Here is a 25,566-nt window from a genome sequence, read left to right as displayed (position 1 = left end):
GTGGACCCGGGAGGTCCACCGTGGCGCTGCCTGCTGAACGATTGAAGACCCTGATCGAGGCGGCGATCTTCGTGGCGGGGCGTCCCCTCACGGTGAGCGAAATCAAGGGCAGCGTGCTCTCGGACTACCCGGTCACCGGCCGCTATGTCCAGCTGCTGCTGGCAGAGCTCAGACAGGATTACAGCGAGCGGGGGGTGGAGCTCAAAGAGGTCGCCTCCGGCTGGCGTTTCCAGGCCCGCCAGGAGTATGCCGAGGAGCTGTCGCGCCTGTGGAGCGAGCGGGCTCCCCGTTATTCCCGCGCCGTGATGGAGACGCTGACGTTGATTGCCTATCGTCAGCCCATCACCCGGGCGGAGATAGAAGCCATCCGCGGGGTGGCGGTGTCGAGCCAGATCGTCAACACCCTCAAGGAGCGTGGCTGGGTGCGCAGCATCGGCCACAAGGAGGTGGCGGGTCGCCCCGAGCTGCTCGCCACCACCCGTGAATTTCTGGACTATTTCAACCTGCAGAGTCTGGAGCAGCTCCCCGAGCTGGATCCCGAGCTGCAGGCCCCCTTGTCGCTCATGCCGGGCGAGGGCGGTGACGGTCAGCCTCTGGCAGGCCGTGCTGAGCATGAACATGGTGGGGAGGCCAATGGGGCCGTCCCACAAGAGCCAAGGTTGTCCGCGATGTCGGCGGGCAGCGATCAACAATCAGGTAAACCCGATGAGTGAAAAACTGCAAAAAGTATTGGCCCGCGCGGGTCAAGGCTCCCGTCGTGAGATGGAGGCCCTGATCACCGCAGGTCGGGTCAGCGTGGATGGCAAGGTCGCCACGCTGGGGGATCGCGTCGAAGTGAACGCCGTGATCCGGGTGGATGGCCACCAGGTCAAGACCCGCGCCGCAGAGGAAGTGATCTGCCGCGTGCTGGCCTACCACAAGCCCGAAGGGGAGATGTGCACCCGCCACGATCCGGAAGGACGTCCCACCGTGTTTGATCGTCTGCCCAAGATGGATGGCGCCCGCTGGATTGCGGTGGGTCGTCTGGACGTCAACACCTCCGGTCTCTTGCTGTTCACCACCGACGGCGAGCTGGCGAACCGGCTGATGCACCCGAGCCACGAAGTGGAGCGGGAATACGCGGTGCGCGTCTTTGGCGAGATCACCGAAGCCATGCTGCAGCGCCTGCGCAAGGGCGTGCAGCTGGAAGACGGCATGGCCAAGTTCAACAAGATCAAGCCGGCCGGCGGTGAAGGGCTGAACCAGTGGTTCAACGTCACCCTGACCGAGGGCCGCAACCGGGAAGTGCGCCGCCTGTGGGAATCCCAGGAAGTGCAGGTGAGCCGCCTGATGCGTATCCGCTACGGCGACGTCAAGCTGGATCGCGGCATCCCCCGCGGCGGCTGGCAGGAGCTGAAACTCCCCGAGGTGAACTACCTGCGCGGCCTGGTCAACCTGCCGAACGAGACCGAATCCAAGGTCGATCTGCAGCAGGATGGCAAGAGCACCCGCCACAAGCAGGCCGCCCAGATCCGTCGCGCCGTGAAGCGCCACAAGGAGATGCAGGGCAAGGAGCCGCGCGCCCGTGCCACCACCGCCCGTCGCAAGCCGACCTCCTCCACCCGCAATTCCGGCACCGGCAGCAAGTAAGCCGCCGCCACGGGCCGCTCGCCCCGGACACGCCACAAGCCCGCACCCCAAGGTGCGGGCTTTTTTGTGTTCCGGACATGTTCCCGGCTTGGTACGACAAAGAGGGCGGCGCAGGGGGCTTTTCATTCCTTTTACTAATGCATTTTTGTTTTCATTAATTTCTCTTTCTTTTTTTCGACCCTGCCGAGGGAGCTGTTGCCCTGCCGGGACGGGCTTGTTAGCCTTTCGCGCACAAAGACAGGAGAAACCAATGAGCAAGGTACTGGATGAGCTGCTGGCGTTGCTGGCGCTCGAAAAGATCGAGGAGGGCCTGTTTCGGGGCCAGAGCCAGGATCTCGGGTTGCGATCCGTGTTTGGCGGACAGGTGATGGGGCAGGCCTTGTCAGCCGCCAAGCAGACGGTGGCAAGCGACCGCCAGGTCCACAGTTTCCACTCCTATTTCCTGCGCCCCGGGGATGCCAACAAGCCCATCGTCTACGACGTGGAGAACATCCGCGACGGCCAGACCGTTTCCACCCGCCGGGTCAAGGCCATCCAGAATGGCAAGCCCATCTTCTACCTCAACGCCTCCTTCCAGGTGGAGGCCGAGGGCTTCGAGCACCAGGCGAAGATGCCGGGCGGCATCACGCCCCCCGAGCAGCTCAAGAGCGAGCTGGAGCTGGTGCGTCCCTACGAGCAGCTGATCCCGGCGGCCCTGCGGGACAAGATCCTGTGCGAGAAGCCCATCGAAATTCGCCCGGTGACCCTGGTGGACCCCATTCGCCCGGATGTTCACGAGCCCCTTCGCTACACCTGGTTCAAGGCCAATGGCCCGGTGCCGGACGATCAGCGGGTCCACAACTACCTGCTGGCCTATGCCTCCGACTTCCACTTTCTGTTCGCCGCCCTGCAGCCCCACGGGGTCTCCTACTGGGAGCCGGACATGCAGGTGGCCACCATCGATCACTCCATGTGGTTCCACCGGGAGTTCCGGCTGGACGACTGGCTGCTCTACGTGGTGGACAGCCCGAGCGCCAGCGGCGGTCGGGGTCTGGTGCGCGGCCAGTTCTTCACCCGGGATGGGTTATTGGTGGCGAGCACCATGCAGGAAGGGGTGATCCGTCGCCGGGGCTGAGACGCCCTCTTGCACCAATAAAAAACGGGAGCCGATGGCTCCCGTTTTTTATTGCCTGCGCTATCAGGCTGCGTCCTGCTCGGTGCTGAGTGCTGGCTCGCCCCGGGCGAAACGATCGGCCCACAGGGCGATGACGCCGTCACCGGTGACGTTGCAGGCGGTGCCGAAGCTGTCCTGGGCCAGGTAGAGGGCGATCATCAGGGCGATGGAGGCCTCACCGAAGCCGAGCATGGAAGTGAGCAGGCCGAGCGCGGACATGACACCGCCACCCGGTGCGCCCGGCGCGGCAATCATGATGACGCCCAGCATCATGATGAAGGGCACCATGGTGCCGTAGCCCGGAATGGCCAGGTGTTCGGAGAGGAACATCACCGCCGTGGCGCAGGTCACCAGGGTGATGGTGGAGCCGCACAGGTGGATGGTGGCGCACAGGGGCACGGTGAAGTTGGCGATGCCGTCGCTCACGCCGTTGCGCTTGCTGGCTTGCAGGGCCACCGGAATGGTGGCGGCGCTGGACATGGTGCCAAGGGCGGTGAAGTAGGCGGGCAGCATGTTCTTGATGAGCATGACGGGGGAGCGTCCCTGGGCGAGGCCGGTGCCGACGAACAGGACGCAGAGCCAGATCCAGTGCATGACGATGGCCATCACCAGCACCACTCCGAAGGTCTTGAGGGTGGCGAAGACGGTGCCTTCCACCGTCATCTCGACGAAGACGCCGGCGATGTAGAAGGGGAGCAGGGGAATGATCACGCGTGCCAGCAGGCGGTCGATGATGTCACGGCCCTGATCGGCGACCCGGCGCAGGTCGGTGGCCTGGGTGGCGCTGATGCCGATGCCGAACACGAAGGCGGCGGCCAGGGCCGACATCACCCCGAACAGGGGCGGGATCTCGAGGTTGATGTAGGAAGCGAGCTTGGTGGCTGCCTCGGCGGTGGGCTCGGCGGCCGTGGTCAGGTGCGGGATCAGGTGGCTCGCCACGGTGAAGGCGAACAGGCCCGCCAGTATGGTGGAGCAGTAGGAGAGCCCCACCGTCTTGCCCAGCAGCTTGCCGGAGTTCTTCGGCAGGCTGGCGATGCCGCTCATGATGAAGAAGAGGATGATGAGCGGGATGGTGAAGGTGATGAGCTGGCCTATCACCGTCTTGGCGGTGAACAGCACGCGGGCGACCCATTCGGGGGCATAGAGACCGAGCAGCAGGCCGGCGAGGATACCGGCAACCAGATTGAGAACGAGTTTCATGGGGGAATCCAGGTGTTGGTGTCTGATTTGTTATTTAATTTTGATTTTAATGCCGCTTTTTAACACAAGTGCCGCATCTTGTCTGCTTTATGGTGGTTAACTCAGGGTTAAATATTGTTAACGGGCTGAATGCCGTGAGGTGTCACTGTCCCCAGGGGCTTTCGCGGATCAGCGCCGCACCAGCAAGGCGTGCAGCCAGGGGCCGTTCACCTCATCTTCCCCCACCCAGCCATGGTGCAGGGTGAAGGGGAGGGGAGCGATCAGGCGTCGCAGCCCCGCCTCGTCGAGCCGGGTCTGCAGGGGATATTCACCCGACCGTGGCAGCGGTTCGCCCTCCCCGTGGGGGAAGGAGGCGTAGAGGGGGCCCCCGGCCTTGAGCAGGGTGGCCAGATGACCGAGCGCCGGGGCTATCTCGTGTTCGGGCAGACAGGGGAGGGAGCCGCTGGCCCAGATGCCGTCATAGGGAACGACGCTTTGCATCTGCTCAAAGCGGCAGACCCGCACCGGCTGGCCGCACAGGCGCGAGGCGGCGGCGGCCTGCGCCCGGCTCGCATCGAAGGCGGTCACGGTGAGGCCTTGCTGGCGAAAGAGGCGCAGATCCTCTCCTGCCCCGCAACCGGCCTCCAGCAGATGACGGCCGCTGCCCAGCAGGGCCAGGAAGAGGGCATGGGCGCCTGCCACGAGGGCGGGGCGAGGGGCGGCGTCGTGCGCCGGCGCGGGGGCGTGTGGCAAGGGTGTCGGGCTCATCGTGGTGGGGGGCGTTACTCTAGCAGGTTTGCCCCCGGCTGTTGAGCATTGGCGGGGGCGGCGCGTCTTGCAGACTCAGGGGTGGCGGCGAAGGGTGGGGCTCGCGATGAGGGTGAACAGGGTATCGAGGAGAAAGTCCGACTCCTCAATCAGATCGATGCGATCCGGGAAGTGCAGCCAGTTGATGATGTAGCCGTCCAGGGTGCAGTGGAGCAGGGTGGCGGCGCGGCGCAGATCCAGCCCCTCGGGCAGTTGGCCGCGACGCACGGCATTGGCCAGGGTGATCTCCAGATCCCGGAAGAAATTCATGGATTGCAGGTGCATGTGCTCGCGCATGACGGCGGCCTCTCCCTCCATGGATTCCAGATTGAACATGATGGTGAACATCTGCTGGTGGGCGGGCTCGGTGCTGATCTTGAGCATCACCTCCTTGAGAAAGCTGCGCAGCTTGCCCAGAGGATCCGGCTCCGCCTCGTCGACGCAGGCATCCAACTGGTGGGAGAGGGGGGCACACAGCTCCTCCCACAGGGTGACGAACAGCTCTTCTTTATTCTTGAAGTGCCAGTAGATGGCGCCCCGGGTGAGGTCCGTCGCCTTGGCGATATCGGTCAGGCTGGTGCGCGCCAGCCCCTGTTGGCAGAAGAGATCCAGGGCCGTGCTCATGATGTTGCAGCGGGTTTGCTGCGCCTCTTCTTTGGTGCGTCTGGCCATTGACTCCGGTCCTGTTTAAAAGTGAAAAAAGTTTCTTACATACATTCATGAATGTATGTATATTGCCTCATCTTCGCCGTTTTACCAACAGGGGCCTTATAAACCCTGTGGTTTTGTCACTTCTTTTTGATTGAAACAGAGGTTCAGAGTCTTGATGCATAAACATATTCTCGCACGTTCGGTCGGCCTTGCCTTGCTGGCAAGCGGCCTGCTGGCTGGCTGTGGTGACAAGGACGGGGCCCAGCAGGCCATGGGGGAGATGCCTCCCGCCGCCGTGGACGTGGTCACCCTCCATACGGCCCCCCTGCAACTGTTGTCCGAGCTCACCGGCCGCACCGCCCCCCTGCGGGTGGCCGAGGTGCGTCCCCAGGTGAACGGCATCATCCTCAAGCGCCTGTTCACCGAGGGGAGCGACGTCAAGGCCGGTCAACTGCTCTATCAGATTGATCCCGCCGTTTATCAGGCCGAAGTGGCTTCCGCCAAGGCCAACCTCGCCAAGGCCGAGGCCAATGAGCGCAGCGCCCGCCTCAAGGCCCAGCGCTACGCCGAGCTGGTGAAGGTGAAAGCCATCAGCAGCCAGGAGTATGACGACGCCGACGCGGCCTGGAAACAGCAGCTGGCCGAGATCGGGGCCGCCAAGGCTGCGTTGCAGACCGCCAACATCAACCTGGCCTACACCCGCATCACGGCCCCCATCAGCGGCCGCATCGGCAAGTCGGCGGTGACCGAGGGTGCCCTGGTCACCGCCCAGCAGGCGGACAGCCTCACCTCCATCTCCCAGCTCGATCCCATGTACGTGGACGTGCGCCAGTCCACCGCCGACCTGCTGCGGCTCAAGCGCCTGGTGGCCGAGGGCAAGCTGACCCAGGGGGAGAAGGACGGGGCCGGTGTCAGCTTCCAGCTGGAAGATGGCAGCCAGTATGGCGAGAAAGGGGCCCTCCAGTTCTCCGACGTGACCGTGGACGAGGCGACCGGCATGGTGACCCTGCGGGTGATCGTGCCCAACCCGGATCAACTGCTGCTGCCCGGCATGTTCATGCGCGCCACCTTGCAGGAGGGCGAGCGCCCGCAAGGCCTGCTGGTGCCCCAGACTGCCGTGACCCGCACCCCCAAGGGCGGTGCCACCGTCATGGTGGTGACGGCGGACAACAAGGTGGAACTGCGTGAAGTGCAGGTCGGCCGCATGTCCGGCGACAGCTGGGTGGTGGAGTCCGGTCTCAAGGCTGGCGAGAAGGTGATCGTCGCCGGTCTGCAGAAAGTCAAACCCGGGGTCGTGGTGGCGCCCACTGAACGTGCCGGTAACAGCGCACAACAGACCCCGGCAACCAAGCAGTAGGATGGAGTAGTCGCCTCATGGCACGTTTTTTCATAGATAGACCCATTTTCGCCTGGGTGATCGCCTTGGTGATCATGCTGGCTGGGGCCATGGCCATCATCGGCCTGCCGGTGGCCCAGTACCCGACCATCGCCCCGCCGGCGGTTGGCATCTCCGCCAGCTACCCGGGGGCCTCCGCCAAGACGGTGGAAGACTCGGTGACCCAGATCATCGAGCAGAACATGACCGGGCTGGATCACCTGCTCTACATGTCGGCGCAATCCGACTCGTCAGGGAACGTCAGCGTGACCCTCACCTTCAAGCCGGGTACGGATCCCGACATCGCCCAGGTGCAGGTGCAAAACAAGCTGCAACAGGCCATGTCGCTCCTGCCCCAAGAGGTGCAGCAACAGGGCGTGCGGGTACAGAAGACCTCCAGCAGCTTCCTGATGGTGGCCGCCTTCATCTCCACCGATGGCGCCATGACCAACGATGACCTGGCGGACTATGTGGTAGCCAACATCAAGGAGCCCCTGAGCCGTCTGGACGGGGTCGGTGACATCACCTTGTTCGGCAGCCAGTACTCCATGCGTGTCTGGCTCGATCCCCACAAGCTCAACCGGGTGCAGATGACCCCGGCCGACATTCAGGCCGCCATCAAGGCCCAGAATGCCCAGGTTGCCTTCGGCAAGCTGGGGGGGACCCCTGCGGTGAGCGATCAGCAATTTACCGCCACCATCATGGGCCAGACCCGGCTCTCCACCGTGGAGGAGTTCAACAACATCCTGCTGCGGGTGAACCAGGATGGCTCCAAGGTCCAGCTCAAGGACGTGGCCCGGGTCGAACTTGCCGGTGAAAACTACGACGCGACCGCGCTCTACAACGGCCAGGCCACCGCCGCCGTCGCCATCAAGCTGGCGACCGGTGCCAACGCCCTGGATACCGCCGAGCACGTGCGGACCAAGCTGGGTGAACTCTCCGAGTACTTCCCGGCCAACATGGAGATCGTCTATCCCTACGACACCACGCCGTTCGTGAAGATCTCCATCGAGGAGGTGGTGCAGACCCTGATCGAGGCGATCTTCCTGGTGTTCTGCGTCATGTATCTGTTCTTGCAGAACTTCCGGGCAACCCTGATTCCGACCATCGCGGTGCCCGTGGTCCTGCTCGGCACCTTCGGGGTGATGGCGGCCTTCGGCTTCTCCATCAACACCCTGACCATGTTCGGTCTGGTGCTCGCCATCGGCCTCTTGGTGGATGACGCCATCGTGGTGGTGGAGAACGTGGAGCGTCTGATGAGCGAGGAGGATCTCTCCCCGCTCGAGGCGACCCGCAAGTCCATGACCCAGATCACCGGCGCCCTGGTGGGCATCGCCCTGGTGCTGTCGGCGGTGTTCGTGCCCATGGCCTTCTTCGGTGGCTCTACCGGTGCCATCTATCGCCAGTTCTCCCTCACCATCGTCTCGGCCATGGTGCTCTCGGTGCTGGTGGCCCTGATCCTGACCCCGGCCCTGTGCGCCACCCTGCTCAAACCCATGAAGCACGGTGAATTCGGCGCCCAGCGCGGTTTCTTCGGCTGGTTCAACCGCTTCTTCGACACCAACGCCAACCGTTACCAGAACGGCGTGCGCAAGGTGATCAAGCAGGGCACCCGCTACGGCATCATCTATCTGGCCATGCTGGCGGTGCTGGCGGTGCTCTTCATGCGCATGCCCACCTCCTTCCTGCCGGAAGAGGATCAGGGGGTCATCATGTCCATGGTGCAGCTCCCGGTGGGGGCGACCAAGGAGCGGACCGAGGTGGTGCTCGGGGAGATGCGCGACTACTTCCTCGAGAACGAGAAGGAGAACGTGGACTCCGTGCTGACGGTGGCGGGCTTCAGCTTCGCCGGTAGCGGTCAGAACAGCGGCATGGCCTTCATCAAGCTCAAGGACTGGAGCGAGCGCAAGGGGGAAGAGCGTAGCGCCAATGCCATCATCGGCCGCGCCATGGGGTTCCTGTTCAGCATCAAGGAAGCCCAGGTCTTCGCCTTCAACCTGCCCCCCATTCCGGAACTCGGCACGGCCACCGGCTTCGACTTCTTCCTGCAGGACCGCGGCGGTCTGGGTCACGAGAAGCTGATGCAGGCGCGCAACCAGCTGCTCGGCATGGCGGCGCAGGATCCCAACCTGGTGCGGGTACGCCCGAACGGGATGGAAGACACGCCCCAGCTCGACATCAAGATCGATTACGAGAAGGCGCTGGCCCAGGGGCTCTCCATCACCGACATCAACAACACCCTGTCGGCGGCCTGGGGCTCCTCCTATGTGAACGACTTCGTCGACAGAGGCCGGGTCAAGAAGGTCTATCTGCAGGCGGATGCCCCTTTCCGGATGAACCCGGAAGATCTGAAGCTGTGGTACGTGCGCAACAGCGCGGGCCAGATGGTGCCCTTCTCCGCCTTTGCCAGCACGGAGTGGAGCTTCGGCTCTCCCCGTCTTGAGCGCTACAACGGTGTCTCCGCCATGGAGATCGTCGGTGAGGCGGCCCCGGGCAAGAGTACGGGTGACGCCATGGCGGCCATCGAGGAGATGGTGAAGCAGTTGCCGGAAGGGATCGGCATCGAGTGGACCGGCCTCTCCTTCCAGGAGCGTCAGGCAGGCTCCCAGGCGCCGGCCCTGTACGCCATCTCGCTCCTGGTGGTCTTCCTCTGTCTGGCGGCCCTCTACGAGAGCTGGAGCATTCCGTTCTCGGTCATGCTGGTGGTGCCGCTCGGGGTGCTGGGGGCCATTTTGGCCGCGACCCTGCGCGGGCTTGAGAATGACGTCTACTTCCAGGTGGGCCTGCTCACCACGATCGGGCTGTCGGCCAAGAACGCCATCCTCATCGTCGAGTTCGCCAAGGAGCTGCACGACAAGGGGATGAGGCTCGGGGATGCGGTGGTGGAGGCCTCGCGTCAGCGTCTGCGCCCCATCCTGATGACCTCGCTCGCCTTCATCCTGGGGGTACTGCCCCTGGTGATCAGCACCGGGGCGGGCGCCAGCAGCCGAAACGCCATCGGGACCGGCGTGATGGGGGGGATGATCAGTGCCACCGTGCTCGCCATCTTCTTCGTGCCGCTGTTCTTTGTGCTGGTGATGCGCTATTTCACCGAACGCAAGCATGCCGGGGAAGAGAGTGTCCACACCAAGGAGATCAACCATGACTAAGACCCTGATCGCCCTGGGCGTGACCCTGATGATGGGGGGCTGCTCCATGGCCCCCGACTACCAGCGCCCCGAGCTGCCCCAAGGCGCCTCCTGGCAAGCTGACCTGGCCGCCAAGGGGGAACTTGCCCCCTGGCGCCAGCAGTTCCAGGACCCGGCCCTGCAGACGCTGATCGGCACCGCCCTTGAGAGCAACCGGGATCTGCGCCTGGCAGCCCTCAACGTCGAGGCCTACGAGGCGAAATACCGTATCCAGCGGGCGGCCCAGTTGCCGACCCTGGCCGCCAGTGGCAGCGGCACCCGCCAGCAGGGATCCGACGATCTCAGTAGTACGGGGCAGGGCACCATCAGCAGCCAGTACGGCGCCAACATCGGCATCACCGCCTATGAGCTGGATCTGTTTGGCCGGATCCAGAGCCTGAAAGATCAGGCCCTTGAGACCTATCTGGCGCAAATCGAGACCCAGCGCAGCACCCAGATTGCGCTGGTGGCCTCGGTGGCCAATGCCTACTTCACCCTGCTGGCGGATCAGGAGTTGCTGGCCCTGAGCCAGGCGACCCTCGCCACCGAGCAGGAGAGCTATGCCCTGACCGAGCACAAATACCGCCTGGGCGCCGCCTCCGAGATGGAGCTGGCCCAGGGGCGTACGGCACTGGAAAACGCCAAGGTCAGCCAGGCGCAATACCAGCGTCTGGTGAAGCAGGACAGAAACGGTCTGGCCCTGCTGCTTGGCACCGATATCCCGGTGCTGGCGGCACAACCGGCCACCCTGGCCGAGGTGAAACTGGCGCCGATCCCGGTGGGGGCTCCCTCCAGCCTGTTGCAGCAACGCCCGGACATCCTGGCGGCGGAGCACAACCTGAAGGCGGCCAACGCCAACATAGGGGCGGCCCGCGCCGCCTTCTTCCCGACCATCTCGCTCACCGCGACGGCGGGCACCGCCAGCAACCAGCTGAGCGGTCTGTTTGACGGCGGCACCGGCACCTGGACCTTCATGCCCCAGATCAATCTGCCCATCTTCGATGGCGGCAAGCGCGTTGCGGATCTGGACGTGGCCGAGGTGGGGACCAGGCAGGCGGTGGCCAGCTACGAGAAGAGCATCCAGACCGCCTTCAAGGAGGTCGCGGACACCCTCGGTGCCCAGGCGGACTACGCGCAGCAACTGCAGGCGCAACAGGCGCTGGTGGATGCCAATCAGACCTACTTCAGGCTGGCGGAGGTGCGTTACGAGCAAGGGGTGGACAGCTACCTGACCCGCCTCGATGCCCAGCGCTCCCTGTTCAGCGCCAAGCAGGGGCTCATCAGCACCCGGCTCGCCCAGCTGAGTAACCAGGTCGCCCTCTACAAGGCCGTCGGTGGCGGCTGGCAGGCGCCGAAGGACGCAGAGCCGGCATCAGACAAACAGGGTTGACCCCTCGGGGTTGACGTAAAAAGCATCAGGGGCGAACCACTAGGTTCGCCCCGTTTTTTTATCTGTCATGTCGAGAAGCCAAATCGAGGCTGGTGACAACGGCGCTCCCTGCCCGGGGCAGGGAGCGGGCAGGAGGAGCCCCAGGCTCATGGGCGCCGTCCTCGGCAGCCATCATGGCCCGCCTGGAGGTGACCACCTCATCGCCGTCATCCGTTGCGCCGGACCCAGGAGATGCCATTTATCGCATAAGCTGAGCAGTAATTATTCTTTCAAAGAATAAATGGTCGGCTCTTATAGTCAGTCACTCGCCCCTCATTCCAAGGATGTGAAATGAAACGACTCGTGCCCGCCACCCTGCTTGTTGCAGGACTGGCTCTCGCCCCGCTGGCCCAGGCGACCACCCTGCTCAACGCCTCCTATGACGTGATGCGCGATTTTTACAAGGAGTACAACGGAGCCTTCCTGAAGCACTGGCAGGCCGAAGGTGGGGAGCCACTGCAGATCAACATGTCCCACGGCGGATCGAGCAAGCAGGCGCGCGCCGTCATCGACGGCCTGCCCGCCGATGTCATCACCATGAACATGGCCACCGACATCAACGCCCTGGCTGAGCATGGGGGCCTGGTGCCCAAGGGGTGGGCGGATCGCCTGCCGGATCACAGCGCCCCCTTCACCTCGGCCACCGTGTTCATCGTGCGAAAGGGCAACCCCAAGGGGTTGAAGGATTGGCCTGATCTGCTCAAGGAGGGGGTACAGGTCATCGTGCCCAACCCCAAGACCTCGGGGAACGGCCGCTACACCTATCTGTCTGCCTGGGGGTATGTGCTGGAGCAGGGGGGCGATGAAGATGCGGCCAGGGCATTTGTCGGGAAGCTGTTCAAGCAGGTTCCCGTGCTCGACACCGGCGGCCGCGCCGCCACCACCACCTTCATCCAGAACCGCATAGGGGACGTGCTGGTCACGTTCGAAAACGAAGCCGAGATGATTGCCCGGGAGTTCGGTCGTGGCAGCTTCGAGGTGGTCTATCCGAGCGTCACTGCCGTGGCCGAACTGCCGGTGTCAGTGGTGGACAAGGTGGTCGACAAGCAGGGTACCCGCAAGGAGGGCGAAGCCTATCTTGCCTATCTCTGGTCTGACGAAGGCCAACGCATTGCTGCCAGCAACTATCTACGCCCGCGCAACCCGGCGATCCTCGCCGAGTTTGCAGACCGTTTCCCGAACGCCACCTTCCTCGACGTGGTGAAGATCTTCGGCGCGTGGCCTGTGATCCAGCGCACTCACTTCAAGGAGGGCGGGGTGTTCGACCAGATCTATGCCCAGCGCTGAGGCGCCCCGGGATAACGATGCTCGCCCAGGTGCAGCCGGGGCGTGGCTGCCTGGCAGCCCTCTCTGTCGGTGGGGCCAGGTTGGTGCGTCAGGCTCTGAAAGATGAACAGGACCGTCGCGGATGGCGGTGTCCTAGAGGGGGAGGGTGATCTGGCGCAGTCACACCGGCGTCTTGGCCAGAGACCCGGGACAAAAAGCACGAAGGGTTGGCCTCGCACTGAGGCCAACCCTTCGTCTGTCTGGTGCCGGTAATAGGAGTCGAACCTACGACCTTCGCATTACGAATGCGCTGCTCTACCAACTGAGCTATACCGGCGGCTTGATGTTCAGAGTCGTGAAAAAAGCCGGACAAGTCAATTGAGCCAGCTCGATTTTATGAGTTGGCTCATGATGTTAAGGCATATCAGAGGCCAACGAACTCCGGGATGTGAGCACGCCCGCGGCTCTCGAGAAAATCGAGCAGTGCGCGGGGGGAGCGGGCCAGGATCCGCTCATGTGGGAAGTTGGCTTCGGTGACCAGCCGATGGCAGTGATCAAAGTCGCCGAGACTGAATGCCACGTGGGAGTCGGAGCCGAAAGTGAGGTAGGCACCCAGATCGCGCGCTGCCTCGACGATGGCGCGGCAGTTGCTTTCGCTGCCTGCACGGGAGTGACTGAACGAGGAGTTGTTGACCTCCAGCGCCACTCGATACTCTGCCGCTGCCTTGACCACCGCCTGGATATCGATGGGGAAGGCGGGGTTGCCGGGGTGGCTTATCATGTCGACCCGACCACTTCGAATGGCGTTGATCATGGCCTGGGTGTGGGTCGCCTGATCGCAGGGGGGGAACACCGGTTCGTGAAAGCCCGCCATGATCATGTCGAGCCGCGATTCGTAGCGCTCGGGGAAGTCTATTTCACCGTCGATGTTCTTGATGTTGGCTTCGATGCCGCGCAGGATGCCGACCCCGTCCACGACCCTGGGCAACACGTGCAGATTGACGAAATGCCAGTAATGCGGGGCATCTGCCATGTCCGGGCCATGGTCCGTGGTGGCGAACAGCTTGATCCCCTTGGCTTTGGCGATGGGCAAGTAATCGTGAATGGTGCTGTAGGCGTGGGTGCTGGCGACGGTGTGCGTGTGGGTATCGACCGTATACTTCATCTTCTCTCCCCTCTGGCATGAGGCGACAGCATAGCAAGATTGGCGAAGCCGGGCCATGTGGCTGGTTGCCATACTTTGTCACAATTTGGGTCTGTGCTGACAAAGTCTGATGACGTTTCACTGCGAGGATAGCGACATCGATGCAAGCCTGAACACCCATCGATGGGTCGACACTGGATAGTCAGACCCGTTTTCCCCGCCGTCGCACCTGCGACGGTTTTTTTTTGGTTCTCTGTCGGCGCATCGGGTGACGGCAGGGCAAAAAAATGCCCAACTAGCATGACGCAGGTTGGGCGAGACTTAATGTTTAATTGCAGTGGCATAGATATAGAGTACCGTCTCGCCGCGAAGTTCCCGCCATCTTCCCTCTTTTTTGATTAAAAACATTTAGCCAACACTTGTTCACATTCTCTTGACATGGGTGGGCGTGAAACGTACTTTTTAAACATTCGTTTAAGTGAGGTGTCCAGTGAGTAAAATCGATACCAAGAACCGTATTCTCGATGCCGCCGAGGTGCTGTTTGCCGAGCGGGGGTTCGCCGATACCTCGTTGCGTCTGATCACCAGTGAGGCCGATGTGAACCTGGCTTCGGTCAATTATCACTTCGGCTCCAAGAAGGAGCTTATCCAGGCGGTGCTCGACCGATATCTGAGCCTCTTCATGCCGGCACTGGACGGGCGGTTGCAGACGTTGATGGCGCAGGATCAGCTGACCCTGTTGCAGGTGTTCGAGAGCTTTGTCGAACCCCTGATGAAACTGTCGGCCGTCAGGGCGAATGGCCCGGCGCTCTTCATGCAGTTGCTGGGGCGCGGCTATATCGACAGTCAGGGCCACCTGCGCCGCTTTATTACCACCCATTATGGGGCGACCTTGCACGGGATCACCCAGGCCATCTCCAAGGCCAATCCGGATTTGTCGCCAGCGGATCTCTTCTGGCGCCTGCACTTCACTCTGGGCACCGTCGTCTTCACCATGGCCTCTGCGGATGCCCTGCGTGACATCGCCCAGGCCGATTTTGGCCAGCAGCTCGATGTGGAAGGGTTGGTGCGCAACGTCATTCCTTATCTGGCGTCCGGTGTCGGGGCGCCCGTGGAGTCGACCAGGCTCTCCCTGGCCGTGTAACACCTAACAATAATCAACGGAAACAGTGAAATAGAAGGAACTTCGGTATGATCACATTGCTTGTCCTGCTGGTGCTGGCGATAGCCGTGGTGCTCGGTGTCCCCGCCATCCGTAAAAAGGTGGTGACCCGCCCCGTGTTCGGCATCTTCAAGAAGATATTGCCGCCCCTGTCGGCCACCGAGCGGGAGGCCATGGAGGCCGGCTCCGTCTGGTGGGACGGGGAGCTGTTTCGCGGCAACCCGGACTGGAAGAAACTGCACGGCTACGGCAAGGCCGAGCTGAGCGCAGAAGAGCAGGCCTTTATCGACAACCAGGTCGAAACCCTGCTCGCCATGGTGGACGACTTCAAGATCGTCAACGAGACCAAGGACCTGCCGGAGCCGGTGTGGGACTATCTGAAGAAAGAAGGCTTCTTCTCCCTGATCATCCCGAAATCCTACGGCGGCCGCGAGTTCTCGGCGATTGCCAACTCCACCATCGTCACCCGTATCGCCACCAAGAGCCTGAGCGTCGCGGTCACCGTCATGGTGCCCAACTCCCTCGGCCCGGGCGAGTTGCTGATGCATTACGGCACCCAGGCCCAGAAAGATTTCTGGCTGCCGGGGCTGGCCAACGGCAAGGAGGTACCCTGCTTCGCCCTGACCGGGCCGGAAGCGGGCTCCGATGCGGGCGCCATCCCGGACAAGGGGATCGTCTGCAAGGGGATGCACAAGGGTGAAGAGGTGCTGGGTATTCGCCTGAACTGGAACAAGCGCTACATCACCCTGGCGCCGCGTGCCACCGTGCTGGGGCTGGCGTTCAAGCTCTATGACCCGGAAAAACTGCTGGGTGACAAGGAAGAGATCGGCATCACCTGTGCGCTGATCCCGACCAGTCACCCTGGCGTGCGCGTCGGCGATCGCCACTACCCCATGGGGTTGGCGTTCCTGAATGGCCCGACCTTCGGCAAGGATGTGTTCATTCCGCTCGACTGGATCATCGGTGGCCCGGATTACGCCGGCCGCGGCTGGCGCATGCTGGTGGAGTGCCTCTCCGCCGGTCGTGGCATCTCGCTGCCTGCCCTTGGCACCGCCTGTGGTCACATGGCGAGCCGCACCGTGGGCGCCTACTCCTATGTGCGCAAGCAGTTCGGCATGTCCATCGGCAAGTTTGAAGGTGTGCAGGAAGCGCTGGCCCGCATTGGCGGCCTCACCTATCAGCTCGAAGGCGCTCGTCGCATGACCGCAGGTTCCCTGGATTTGGGTCAGGCACCGGCCATCGTCACCGCGATTTCCAAGTACCACATGACCGAGATGGCCCGCCAGGTGATGGATGACTCCATGGACATCCACGCCGGTCGCGCCATCCAGCTGGGCCCGAAAAACTACACCGGCTACGCCTACATGGGCATTCCGGTAGCCATCACGGTGGAAGGGGCCAACATCCTGACCCGCAACCTGATGATCTTCGGGCAAGGGGCCACCCGCTGCCATCCGTATGTGTTTGCAGAGCTGGAAGCGGCGGCCGACACCGATGTGGAGCGCGGTCTCGAGAAGTTTGACGCCCTGCTGATGAAGCACATCGCCTTCGGTACCGGCAACTTCTTCGGTGCCCTGTTCCAGGGGCTGACCCTGGGCCAGTTCAACAGCGCGCCGGTAGCTGGCGAAACCGCCCGCTACTACAAGCAGCTCTCCCGCATGAGCAAGGGGCTGGCCCTGTGCGCCGACGTCTCCATGCTGATGCTGGGCGGGGATCTCAAGCGCAAGGAGATGATCTCCGCCCGTCTGGGTGACGTGCTGAGCCACCTCTACCTGGCCTCCGCCACCCTCAAGCATTACGAGGATCAGGGCCGCATGGTCTCTGACCTGCCGTTCGTCCAGTACGCGGTGGAGCGCAACCTCTACCTGATTGGCAAGGCGTTCGAGGGCTTCTTCCAGAACTTCCCGAACAAGGTGGTGGGTGCCGTACTCAAGAGGGTGGTGTTCCCGTTCGGCGTCGGTTACAAGATGCCGGCGGACGATCGCTGCCATGCCATCTGTCTGGCCATGATGACGCCGGGCGAGTTCCGGGATCGTCTGACCGCGCTCTGTTATGTAGGCAAGGACGAGGCGGATCCGGTGGGGCTGATGGAGCGTGCCTTCCAGGCCATGGTCTCGGTGCAGCCCATCGAGAAGAAGCTGGTGCAGGCCCAGAAAGAGGGCAGACTGCCCCGCAAGCTGGCGCTGCCTGAGCTGGTGGCTGCGGCCCTGTCCCAGTCCATCCTCGGCAAGGAGGAGGCGGACAAGCTGCTGGCCGCCGATGCCCTGCGCTACGAGGCTATCCAGGTGGACAACTTCGCTCCTGGGGAGCTGGAAGGATTGTCTCAACCGAACCCGGTCGAGCATGCAGCCTGACCCCGAGCGTAAACCGACAACCGGCCCTAGTGGCCGGTTTTTTGTTGTTCAACCAGGCATTTACAAGGTCGATTAATTCCAGTTTAATGCAATGGCCCCCACCCTTGGGGCAGGAAGCAAGGCCATCGGAATGGCCGATAACAACAACTCAGGAAGAGTGAATGAACCTCGCCAAAAAGGCGATCGAACGCCCCATCTGGGTGGCGGTCTCGGTCGTGCTGATTTTTTTGCTGGGCCTGCTCAGCATCCGGGGACTGCCCGTCCAGCTGTTTCCCGACATAGACCGTCCTCACCTCAACATCACGGTGGACTGGCGTTCGGCCTCGCCCCAGGAGATGGAGTCGGAGATAACCGATCCCATCGAGCAGGAGATGCAGGGGGTACAGGGGCTCAAGAGCCTCAGCAGCAACAGCTACCCCGGCTTCACCGAAATCGACATGGAGTTTGCTCTCGGCACCGACATGCAGCGGGCCCAGCTTGACGTCATCTCCCGCCTGAACCGGGTCTCGGGGCTGCCGGACAACATCGGTGGCCCCTACGTCAACAACTACAGCAGCAACGACACCCTGACCTTCTTCTTCATCCAGCAACTGCCCGGCGCCAAGGGGGAGATAGACGATCACCAGGCGCTGATCGAGGCGAGGGTCAAGCCCGAGCTGGAGCGGATCCCCGGGGTGTCCACGGTCGACATCGAGGGGATCAACGAGCGCCAGATCCAGATCCGCTTCGACCCTTACCGCGCCGCCGAGCTGGGGGTGGAGATCCCGGTGCTCGCCAGCCGGGCAACGACGGGCTGGGATGTGTCGGCCGGGACCCTCGACATCGGACGCTGGGAGTACAAGCTGCGCTTTGCCGGTCGCTATGACGTGGCGGCCCTGGGGGACAAGGTGGTGGACTGGCGTGACGGCCTGCCCATCTATCTGCGGGACGTGGCCGAGATCAGAGTGGCCCGGGAGGAGAACCCGGTGCTGCGCATCCAGAACGGCAACACCGCCATCGCGGCGCAGATCTTCAAGGAGAGCGGCGCCAATGCCCTGGCGGCGCTCGAGGGGATCAAGGCCAAGGTCGGGGAGCTCAACCGGGAGGTGCTGGAGCCGGTCGGCCTGCACATGGAGCAGTCGTTTGACGCTTCCCTCTACATCAACCGGGCGGTGAGCATGGTGACCGCCAACCTGGGGCTCGGGGTGCTGCTTTCCTGCGCCATCCTCTGGGTCTTTCTACGCCAGCTCAAGGCGACCCTGATGATCGCGATCGCCATTCCCATCAGCATCATGCTCACCTTCTGCCTGCTCAAGGTGATGGGGCGGACCCTCAATATCATCTCCCTGGCGGGCATTGCGTTTGCGGTCGGCATGGTGCTCGACGCCGCCATCGTGGTGCTGGAGAGCATCTACCGGCGCCATGAGCGGGGTGACATCAGCAAGGGAGAGGCGGCGCTGGAGGGCACCCGCCGGGTGTGGACCGCTCTGGTGGCGTCCACCCTGACCACGGTCGCCATCTTCCTGCCGGTGCTCCTGCTCAACGACGTGGAAGGGCAGTTGTTTGCCGATCTTGCGCTCACCATCGCCTGCGCGGTGACCGTCTCCATGGTGGTGGCGGTGACTGTGTTGCCTGCGGTGGCGGCGCGCTGGATGGGGCACGAGCGGCTGATTGATCCCTTTGAGCGCCTGTGGTGCCGCGTCACCCGCCATGTGATCCGCTGGACTGCCACCGCCCCCAGGCGCTGGGCCATCATCGTCCTGATGATGACGGGGCCTGTGCTGGTGAGCTGGTTGATGTTGCCCAAGATGAACTACCTGCCGGATGTGAAGCGGGACGCCATCGACGTCTGGATGAGTTTCACCCCCGGGGTTAATCTCAAGGCCCAGCGGGAGGAGGTGATCGATACCCTGATTGCCCGCCTCGACCCCTATATGAAAGGGGAGAAGGAGCCTGTCCTCAAGAACTACTACATCCTGCGCTACCCGGGCGGTGCCCAGATCGGGGTGCGGCCAAAGGAGGATAACCAGATCAAGGTGCTGGAGCAGCTCTTGATGAAGCAATTGCTGGTGGGCATTCCCGACACCCGGGTGTTTGGCGGTCAGGGGTCCCTGTTTGGCGGTTTTGACAGTGAAAACAGCATCTCCCTGCTGATCCAGGGGGGTGGGCTACCCGAACTCTATCAGGCGGCCCGGGAGAGCATGACCATAGTGCAGCGGGACTTGCCCGGCGCCCAGGTCAGGCCAGAGCCCGGACTCGATTTCACCGCTCCCGAGCTTCGGCTGGTGCCCCAGGACAGGCGCCTGGCCGAGGTGGGCTGGGATCGCTCCCCGATGCCCGCCATCATCCAGACCTTCGGCGATGGTCTGCGGGTCGGCGAATATTTCGACGGGGATGAGCGGCTCGACATCCTGCTGATGGGGCAGGCCTCCGCCAACCCGGACGAGCTCAAGGCGGTGCCGCTTGCTACCCCGTCCGGGCGCATCGTTCCCCTTGGGGAACTGCTGCGGGTGGAGCCACAACTCGGGCCTGAGAGCATCTTCCGATCCGATGGGCGGCGCAGCATCAGCCTGCAGATTTCCCCCCCTGCGGGGATGAGCATGGAGCAGGTGCTCGACACCCTGCAGCACAAGAGCTTTGCCGCCATCCGGCCGTTGCTGCCGGCCGGGGGGGAGCTGCGGGTCGCCGGCAATGCCGACAGCCTGCAGCAGGCGCTCGGCAACCTCGGCAGCATCTTCCTGTTCGCCGTGATGATACTGCTCATTCTGCTGTGGGGGGTGTTTGCCTCCCTCAAGGATGCCGTGCTGGTGCTGCTCACCTTGCCACTCGCCACCGTAGGCGGCGTGCTGGCGCTGCACCTGAGCGGTCTGGTGGTGCCGCTGCCGATGGACTTGCTCACCATCATCGGCTTCGTCATCCTGCTCGGGTTGGTGGTCAACAACGCCATTCTGCTGGTGCACCAGACCAGGATGGCCGAGCGGGAGGGGATGAGCCGACAGTCGGCAGTCACCGATGCTCTGCAAAGCCGGATGCGTCCCATCGCCATGACCAGCCTCACCAGCATCTTCGGCATGCTGCCTCTGATGTTGAGTCCGAGCGAGGGGAGCGAAATCTACCGGGGGCTGGCCACCGTCATCGTCGGCGGCATGAGTTGCAGCACCCTCTTCACCCTGATCCTGTTGCCCGCCTTCCTGCGGTTGGGGGAGCAGACCGACATACCGCACGCCCTTCGGCAGCGTGCCTGAGCAAGGAGCTCATCGATGACACAAGGTTTCACAAGGATAGTGGTGGGGGCTCTGCTGCTGGCTGGCGGGCTGCCTGCGTTTGCACAAAGCAAGATGGTGACGCTGGCGGAGGTGGCCCAGGGAGAGGCGGGGGCCAGCATCTGGGTCAGCGGCACGGTGGCGAGCCGCCAGCAGGCGGCGCTCAGCGCCGAAGTGAGCGGTCGGGTGGAGTGGATAGCCGAGTTTGGCAGCCGGGTGAAGACGGGGGACGAGTTGCTGCGCCTGGACAGCGCGACCCTGCGCCTCTCGCTGGAGCAGGCGAGGGCGGAACAAGCCAGAGAGGGGAGCAACCTGCGTTACGCTCGCGCCGAGTTCCAGCGCCTGGATCGTTTGCACCAGCAAAAGAGTGCCTCCCAGAGCCAGTATGACAAGGCTCGCTATGACGTGGAGCAGGCTGAGCTGGCCGAGCAGCTGGCGCGGGTGCAGGTGCGCCAGATTGAGGAGCAGCTGCGCAGAAGCCGCATCTTTGCCCCGTTTGACGGAGTGGTGAATGAACACTTCATCCAGCCGGGGGAGCATGTGGATGCGGGCGAACAGGCGCTTGAGCTGGTCAATCCGGACCAGCCGGACATCCGGTTGCGTGCGCCCATCGCCTGGGCCCGGCAACTGGCCACCCAGGCCCGGTTGCGGGTGGAAGGGGAGCAGCTCAGCAGCCACGCCATCTATTACCAGCGGGCGGCGAGCGCCGATCCCAAGTCCCGGCTCATCGAGCTGCGCCTCAAGCCGGAAGCGGGCACCTTCATCATCGGCTCGCCGGTGCGGGTGGCGCTGCCGATGGGAGAGCAGCACACCATGCTGTTGCCACGGGATGCCCTGGTGCTCGGCACCGAGGGAAGCGTGGTCTATCAGGTGGAGCAGCACGGCGAGGCGCTCACGGTGAACCGGGTGCCGGTAACCGTGCTCTTTGGGGACAGCCGGGAGGTGGCGGTGAGTGGCGCCCTCAAGCAGGGAGACAAGGTGGTGGTGCGCGGCGCCGGCAGCCTGCAGGATGGGGACAAGGTGGAGCTGTTTCGCGGTTGAACCTGGGGCTGATCCCATAAAAAAACGGCTCCCGCGGGAGCCGTTTTTGTTGCAGGGAGGAGGGGCGATTACTCGACCATCATCACCTTGCAGGTGTTGGTGCTGCCGACGGTCTCCATCTTGTCGCCGTGGGTGAGCAATACCATGTCGCCGCTTTGCAGCAGTCCCTTGGCCTTGAGCACGTCCAGCGCGTCGCGGCACACCTCGTAGACCGGCTTGGTCTCGTCGCCATCAAACAGCACGGGGGTGACGCCGCGGTAGAGGTTGGCCCAGGCCAGGGTCTTGTTGTGAGGAGACATGGCGAAGATGGGCAGGCCGGAGCTGATGCGGGACATCAGCAGCGGGGTGGTGCCCGACTCGGTCAGCGCCACGATCGCCTTGACCCCTTCCAGGTGGTTGGCCGCATACATGGTGGACATGGCCACCGCCTCTTCCACCGAGGTGAAGGTGTAGCTCATGCGGTGGTTGGAGACGTTCAGGCTCGGGTGCTTCTCGGCGCCCACACAGACGCTGGCCATGGAGGTCACGGTCTCGATGGGGAACTGGCCGGCGGCGGTCTCGGCGGAGAGCATCACCGCATCGGTACCGTCCAGCACGGCGTTGGCCACGTCCATGACTTCGGCACGGGTCGGGAGCGGTGCGTTGATCATGGACTCCATCATCTGGGTCGCGGTGATGACCACGCGATTCAGGCGGCGGGAGTGGCGAATGAGTTTCTTCTGCACACCCACCAGCTCGGGGTCGCCGATTTCGACACCCAGGTCACCACGGGCCACCATGACGGCATCGGAGCCGAGGATGATGTCTTCCATCGCCTCGTCGCTGGCGACGGTCTCGGCGCGCTCGACCTTGGCCACGATCTTGGCGTTGGAGCCAGCTTCGCGGGCCAGTTCGCGGGCGTAGCGCAGATCATCGCCGCTGCGGGGGAAGGAAACCGCCAGGTAGTCCACGTTCATGCGGGCGGCGGTCTTGATGTCTTCCTTGTCCTTCTCGGTCAGGGCGGGGGCGGAGAGGCCGCCACCCTTCTTGTTGATGCCCTTGTTGTTGGAGAGCGGGCCGGCCACGGTCACCGTGGTGTGGATGCGGGTGCCTTCGACCTGCTCGACCTTCAGTTGCACGCGGCCATCGTCCAGCAGCAGGATGTCACCGGATACCACGTCCTGCGGCAGGCTCTTGTAGTCGATGCCAACCTGTTCCTGGCAGCCTTCTCCCTTGCCGAGGGCGGCGTCGAGAATGAACTTGTCACCGATGGCTAGGTAGATCTTGCCATCCTTGAAGGTGGAGACGCGGATCTTGGGGCCTTGCAGATCGCCCATGATGGCCACGTGGCGACCCAGCTTGGCGGCGATGTCACGCACCTGGTTGGCGCGCTGGATATGATCTTCAGGAGTGCCGTGGGAGAAGTTCATCCGCACCATGTCGGCACCGGCGCGAATGATCCCCTCGAGAATGCCGTCGCGATCGGTCGCCGGACCGAGTGTGGTAACAATCTTTGTACGTCTTGGCATGAAAGACTCCAATGTGAAGTTGATATGACTTGAAATACTGCCCCGTCAAGCATGTGGCATGGCGCCAACTGGCAGGCCATCTGGGTGGCCTTGTTTGATTGAATTTCGATACTACACCAAGCCCGTTGGCATAGACAGTCGGGGGCGGACCCCCGAATGATCAGGAGGAGTGCGGGGTATCAAAGCGGGATTCGCGCAAACCTTCTTTGACTTTCTTCAGGTTTTCGCGAAATTTCATGCCACGGCGCAGGGTGAAACCGGTGGCCAGCACGTCCACCAGGGCGAGCTGGGCGATGCGCGAGGCCATGGGCATGTAGACGTCGGTGTCTTCCGGCACGTCCATGGAGAGCACCAGGTTGCATTCGCGGGCCAGGGGAGAGTCCTTGGCGGTCATGCCGATGACGGTGGCATCGTTTTCCCGGGCCAGCGCGGCAATTTCCACCAGGGCCTTGGTGCGGCCGGTGTGGGAGATGAGGACCACCACGTCCCCTTCGCTGCTGTTGATGCAGCTCATGCGCATCATGACGATGTCATCGAAGCTCACCACGGGGATATTGAAGCGGAAGAACTTGTTCTGGGCATCCCGGGCGACGGCGGAGGAGGCGCCCAGACCAAAGAAGCTGATCTTCTTGGACTGGGTCAGAATATCGACGCAGCGGTTGATGGCTGAGATGTCCAGGCTGTTCTTGGCGGCATCGAGGCAGGCCATGGTGGATTCGAAGATCTTGGCGGTATAGGTATCCGGGCCGTCTTCCGCTTCCACGTGGCGGTTCACATAAGGGGTGCCGTTGGCCAGACTCTGGGCCAGGTGCAGCTTGAAATCGGGAAAACCCTTGGTATCGAGGCGACGGCAGAAACGGTTGACGGTCGGTTCGCTCACATCGGCCAGCTTGGCCAGGGTAGCAATGCTGGAGTGAATGGCGGTCTGGGGTGAGGCCAGGATCACTTCAGCCACCTTACGCTCTGATTTACTGAAACTTTCCAGATTGTTCGTAATTTTATCGAGGGTATTCATCATTACCACCAGGCATTTTTGTAATTTAACTTCAGTGTCTGTGCACTAAATTCACAGCTCAAGCAGGTTTCCAGTCTCCGCGATGACTATACAAGACAAGCGCTTATCGGAACTAATCTCGGCCCTGCAAAGTATGACTCATGTCTAATTATTTCGTGTTTTTAGTTGCAAACTTCCATTTACGTCTTGAAAACGCTTACAAATGTTGCAAAGCAACAACACTGTGAGCGGGCGCACACTTGTCTGCATAAATCGCGCAGCCCGGCTGCGGGCTCGAGTAGTATTGCAGCCAAATAATAATGTCGGGACGGTAAGGGCCGCCCCGAGTCGGTAACGAAGGAGTTTGTTATGCAGCATACCCATGCGCTGGTGGGCGACGTTGGCGGTACCAATGCCCGGCTGGCCCTCTGCGAACTGGCGACGGGCGCCATTTCCCAGGCAAAAACCTATTCGGGGCTGGCCCATCCCAGCCTGGAGGCCGTGGTGCGCCTCTATCTCGAAGAGCACGATGCCACCGTGGGCGAGGCGTGCATCGCCATCGCCTGTCCCATCAATGGTGACTGGGTCGCCATGACCAACCACAGCTGGGAGTTCTCCATCCGCGAGATGCAGGCCAACCTCGGCCTGGCACGCTTGCAGGTGATCAACGATTTCACTGCCGTCTCCATGGCGGTGCCCGTGCTCGGCGAGAGCGATCGCATCCAGCTCGGGGGCGCGGCCCCAGTCGCCGGCAAGCCCATCGCCATCTATGGCGCAGGGACCGGCCTTGGCGTTGCCCACCTGGTGCAGGCCGGTGAGCAGTGGCTGAGCTTGCCGGGTGAGGGCGGTCACGTGGACTTCGCCGCCAACACGGAAGAGGAAGATGCGGTGCTGCAGGTGATGCGCGGCGAGCTGGGCCATGTGTCGGCGGAGCGTTTCCTCTCGGGCCCCGGGCTCGTCAATCTCTATCGCGGCCTGGTCAAATCCGATGGCCGCGAGCCCGAACCCTTTGCCCCCAAGGACATCACCGAGCGCGCGCTGGCGGGGGATTGCCTCGATTGCCGTCGCACCTTGAGCCTGTTCTGCGTGCTCATGGGTCGCTTTGCCGGCAACCTGGCCCTCAACATGGGCACCTTCGGCGGTGTCTACATCGCCGGTGGCATAGTGCCGCGCTTCCAGGAGTTCTTCATCGGATCGGGCTTTCGGGTCGCCTTCGAGGACAAGGGGCGCTTCAAGCCTTATCTCAAAGACATTCCGGTCTTCCTCATCACCCATGAAGGGCCGGGGCTGCTCGGGGCGGGGGCTTATCTGCGCCAGTCCCTCGGGATCCGTCTCTGAGCCTTGCCAGGGTGAACATGGTTCAGTCCCGATTCAGTGACCGGGGCGTAAAGTGAACCTACGTACTCAAGAGGACGGGGCTTCATAGGGAATTGAAACCGGTCTTCATCCGCTGGGTGCGCATTGT

The 25,566-nt window shown here is 62.9% G+C and carries 18 protein-coding genes and 1 tRNA gene; 12 read left to right on the top strand and 7 right to left on the bottom strand.

Going from position 1 to position 25,566, the window contains the following annotated elements; translation table 11 throughout:
- Positions 1-20: 20 nt before the first annotated feature.
- The 3 genes from scpB (at position 21) to tesB (ending at position 2,743) form a co-directional block, all read left to right on the top strand.
- On the top strand, positions 21-713 hold the full coding sequence (gene scpB, locus ACVDHI_RS01245; protein WP_043155571.1) for an SMC-Scp complex subunit ScpB: 693 nt from the start codon (positions 21-23) through the stop codon (positions 711-713).
- The gene (gene rluB, locus ACVDHI_RS01240) at positions 706-1,629 is read left to right on the top strand and encodes a 23S rRNA pseudouridine(2605) synthase RluB (protein ID WP_039039190.1); all 924 of its coding nucleotides are present in this window, start codon (positions 706-708) and stop codon (positions 1,627-1,629) included. Before scpB ends, rluB begins: the two co-directional genes overlap by 8 nt.
- 250 nt (positions 1,630-1,879) lie before the next feature.
- The gene (tesB, locus tag ACVDHI_RS01235; protein ID WP_323922531.1) at positions 1,880-2,743 is read left to right on the top strand and encodes an acyl-CoA thioesterase II; all 864 of its coding nucleotides are present in this window, start codon (positions 1,880-1,882) and stop codon (positions 2,741-2,743) included.
- Positions 2,744-2,806: 63 nt separating this feature from the next.
- Here the strand turns inward: tesB and ACVDHI_RS01230 are convergent, their stop codons facing one another.
- From ACVDHI_RS01230 to ACVDHI_RS01220, 3 genes are all read right to left on the bottom strand, one after another.
- Positions 2,807-3,982 (bottom strand): dicarboxylate/amino acid:cation symporter, encoded by a 1,176-nt coding sequence (locus ACVDHI_RS01230; RefSeq protein WP_042014198.1) that lies wholly within the window; start codon positions 3,980-3,982, stop codon positions 2,807-2,809.
- A gap of 168 nt (positions 3,983-4,150) precedes the next feature.
- A complete protein-coding gene (locus ACVDHI_RS01225; RefSeq protein ID WP_447211593.1) occupies positions 4,151-4,714 on the bottom strand; it encodes a class I SAM-dependent methyltransferase in 564 nt (187 codons plus the stop codon).
- 90 nt (positions 4,715-4,804) lie between these two features.
- Positions 4,805-5,440, bottom strand: coding sequence for a TetR family transcriptional regulator (locus ACVDHI_RS01220; RefSeq protein WP_010673709.1), 636 nt, complete (start codon positions 5,438-5,440; stop codon positions 4,805-4,807).
- A gap of 154 nt (positions 5,441-5,594) precedes the next feature.
- Between ACVDHI_RS01220 and ACVDHI_RS01215 the strand changes: the two genes are divergently transcribed.
- The 4 genes from ACVDHI_RS01215 to ACVDHI_RS01200 all read left to right on the top strand — a co-directional run bounded on the left by ACVDHI_RS01215 (position 5,595) and on the right by ACVDHI_RS01200 (position 12,677).
- Positions 5,595-6,776, top strand: a complete 1,182-nt coding sequence (locus ACVDHI_RS01215) for an efflux RND transporter periplasmic adaptor subunit (protein WP_010673710.1) — start codon at positions 5,595-5,597, stop codon at positions 6,774-6,776.
- A gap of 17 nt (positions 6,777-6,793) precedes the next feature.
- The gene (locus ACVDHI_RS01210) at positions 6,794-9,943 is read left to right on the top strand and encodes an efflux RND transporter permease subunit (RefSeq protein ID WP_041213203.1); all 3,150 of its coding nucleotides are present in this window, start codon (positions 6,794-6,796) and stop codon (positions 9,941-9,943) included.
- Positions 9,936-11,351, top strand: a complete 1,416-nt coding sequence (locus tag ACVDHI_RS01205; protein ID WP_043155092.1) for an efflux transporter outer membrane subunit — start codon at positions 9,936-9,938, stop codon at positions 11,349-11,351. Before ACVDHI_RS01210 ends, ACVDHI_RS01205 begins: the two co-directional genes overlap by 8 nt.
- A 330-nt stretch (positions 11,352-11,681) precedes the next feature.
- Positions 11,682-12,677, top strand: a complete 996-nt coding sequence (locus tag ACVDHI_RS01200) for a sulfate ABC transporter substrate-binding protein (protein ID WP_447211592.1) — start codon at positions 11,682-11,684, stop codon at positions 12,675-12,677.
- Positions 12,678-12,917: 240 nt separating this feature from the next.
- On the opposite strand, the gene ACVDHI_RS01195 is transcribed toward ACVDHI_RS01200, so the two are convergent.
- Positions 12,918-12,993 (bottom strand) — tRNA-Thr (locus ACVDHI_RS01195).
- Between the two features lie 87 nt (positions 12,994-13,080).
- Positions 13,081-13,821 carry a phosphatase gene (locus ACVDHI_RS01190; protein ID WP_053288306.1) on the bottom strand — a complete coding sequence of 247 codons (741 nt, stop codon included), beginning with the start codon at positions 13,819-13,821 and terminating at the stop codon, positions 13,081-13,083.
- A gap of 469 nt (positions 13,822-14,290) precedes the next feature.
- On the opposite strand from ACVDHI_RS01190, the gene ACVDHI_RS01185 reads away from it, so the two are divergent.
- The 4 genes from ACVDHI_RS01185 to ACVDHI_RS01170 all read left to right on the top strand — a co-directional run bounded on the left by ACVDHI_RS01185 (position 14,291) and on the right by ACVDHI_RS01170 (position 21,599).
- Positions 14,291-14,944: a TetR/AcrR family transcriptional regulator gene (locus ACVDHI_RS01185; protein ID WP_005324182.1), complete on the top strand. Its 654-nt coding sequence runs from the start codon at positions 14,291-14,293 to the stop codon at positions 14,942-14,944.
- Between the two features lie 47 nt (positions 14,945-14,991).
- The gene (locus tag ACVDHI_RS01180; RefSeq protein ID WP_041213197.1) at positions 14,992-17,316 is read left to right on the top strand and encodes an acyl-CoA dehydrogenase; all 2,325 of its coding nucleotides are present in this window, start codon (positions 14,992-14,994) and stop codon (positions 17,314-17,316) included.
- 161 nt (positions 17,317-17,477) lie between these two features.
- Complete coding sequence (locus tag ACVDHI_RS01175) at positions 17,478-20,540, top strand: efflux RND transporter permease subunit (RefSeq protein ID WP_447211591.1); 3,063 nt, start codon at positions 17,478-17,480, stop codon at positions 20,538-20,540.
- Positions 20,541-20,555: 15 nt separating this feature from the next.
- Positions 20,556-21,599 (top strand): efflux RND transporter periplasmic adaptor subunit, encoded by a 1,044-nt coding sequence (locus tag ACVDHI_RS01170; protein WP_182951610.1) that lies wholly within the window; start codon positions 20,556-20,558, stop codon positions 21,597-21,599.
- A 68-nt stretch (positions 21,600-21,667) separates the two neighbouring features.
- On the opposite strand, the gene pyk is transcribed toward ACVDHI_RS01170, so the two are convergent.
- Positions 21,668-23,107 (bottom strand): pyruvate kinase, encoded by a 1,440-nt coding sequence (gene pyk, locus ACVDHI_RS01165; RefSeq protein WP_041214849.1) that lies wholly within the window; start codon positions 23,105-23,107, stop codon positions 21,668-21,670.
- Between the two features lie 160 nt (positions 23,108-23,267).
- A complete protein-coding gene (locus tag ACVDHI_RS01160; RefSeq protein ID WP_029314760.1) occupies positions 23,268-24,122 on the bottom strand; it encodes a MurR/RpiR family transcriptional regulator in 855 nt (284 codons plus the stop codon).
- Between the two features lie 348 nt (positions 24,123-24,470).
- Here ACVDHI_RS01160 and glk point away from each other — a divergent pair, with 348 nt between their 5' ends.
- Complete coding sequence (gene glk, locus ACVDHI_RS01155) at positions 24,471-25,439, top strand: glucokinase (protein ID WP_039041241.1); 969 nt, start codon at positions 24,471-24,473, stop codon at positions 25,437-25,439.
- Positions 25,440-25,566: the final 127 nt, after the last annotated feature.

The sequence above is a fragment of the Aeromonas sp. 25-248 genome, from assembly GCF_053005425.1.
This window is presented reverse-complemented; position numbering and strand designations above follow the sequence as displayed.

Bases quoted from the DNA above. Each gene is read 5' to 3' on its own strand.
- rluB (WP_039039190.1), top strand. From the start codon at position 706: ATGAGTGAAAAACTGCAAAAAGTATTGGCCCGCGCGGGTCAAGGCTCC.
- tesB (WP_323922531.1), top strand. From the start codon at position 1,880: ATGAGCAAGGTACTGGATGAGCTGCTGGCGTTGCTGGCGCTCGAAAAG.
- ACVDHI_RS01230 (WP_042014198.1), bottom strand. From the start codon at position 3,982: ATGAAACTCGTTCTCAATCTGGTTGCCGGTATCCTCGCCGGCCTGCTG.
- ACVDHI_RS01220 (WP_010673709.1), bottom strand. From the start codon at position 5,440: ATGGCCAGACGCACCAAAGAAGAGGCGCAGCAAACCCGCTGCAACATC.
- ACVDHI_RS01215 (WP_010673710.1), top strand. From the start codon at position 5,595: ATGCATAAACATATTCTCGCACGTTCGGTCGGCCTTGCCTTGCTGGCA.
- ACVDHI_RS01210 (WP_041213203.1), top strand. From the start codon at position 6,794: ATGGCACGTTTTTTCATAGATAGACCCATTTTCGCCTGGGTGATCGCC.
- ACVDHI_RS01205 (WP_043155092.1), top strand. From the start codon at position 9,936: ATGACTAAGACCCTGATCGCCCTGGGCGTGACCCTGATGATGGGGGGC.
- ACVDHI_RS01200 (WP_447211592.1), top strand. From the start codon at position 11,682: ATGAAACGACTCGTGCCCGCCACCCTGCTTGTTGCAGGACTGGCTCTC.
- ACVDHI_RS01190 (WP_053288306.1), bottom strand. From the start codon at position 13,821: ATGAAGTATACGGTCGATACCCACACGCACACCGTCGCCAGCACCCAC.
- ACVDHI_RS01180 (WP_041213197.1), top strand. From the start codon at position 14,992: ATGATCACATTGCTTGTCCTGCTGGTGCTGGCGATAGCCGTGGTGCTC.
- ACVDHI_RS01175 (WP_447211591.1), top strand. From the start codon at position 17,478: ATGAACCTCGCCAAAAAGGCGATCGAACGCCCCATCTGGGTGGCGGTC.
- ACVDHI_RS01170 (WP_182951610.1), top strand. From the start codon at position 20,556: ATGACACAAGGTTTCACAAGGATAGTGGTGGGGGCTCTGCTGCTGGCT.
- pyk (WP_041214849.1), bottom strand. From the start codon at position 23,107: ATGCCAAGACGTACAAAGATTGTTACCACACTCGGTCCGGCGACCGAT.
- ACVDHI_RS01160 (WP_029314760.1), bottom strand. From the start codon at position 24,122: ATGAATACCCTCGATAAAATTACGAACAATCTGGAAAGTTTCAGTAAA.
- glk (WP_039041241.1), top strand. From the start codon at position 24,471: ATGCAGCATACCCATGCGCTGGTGGGCGACGTTGGCGGTACCAATGCC.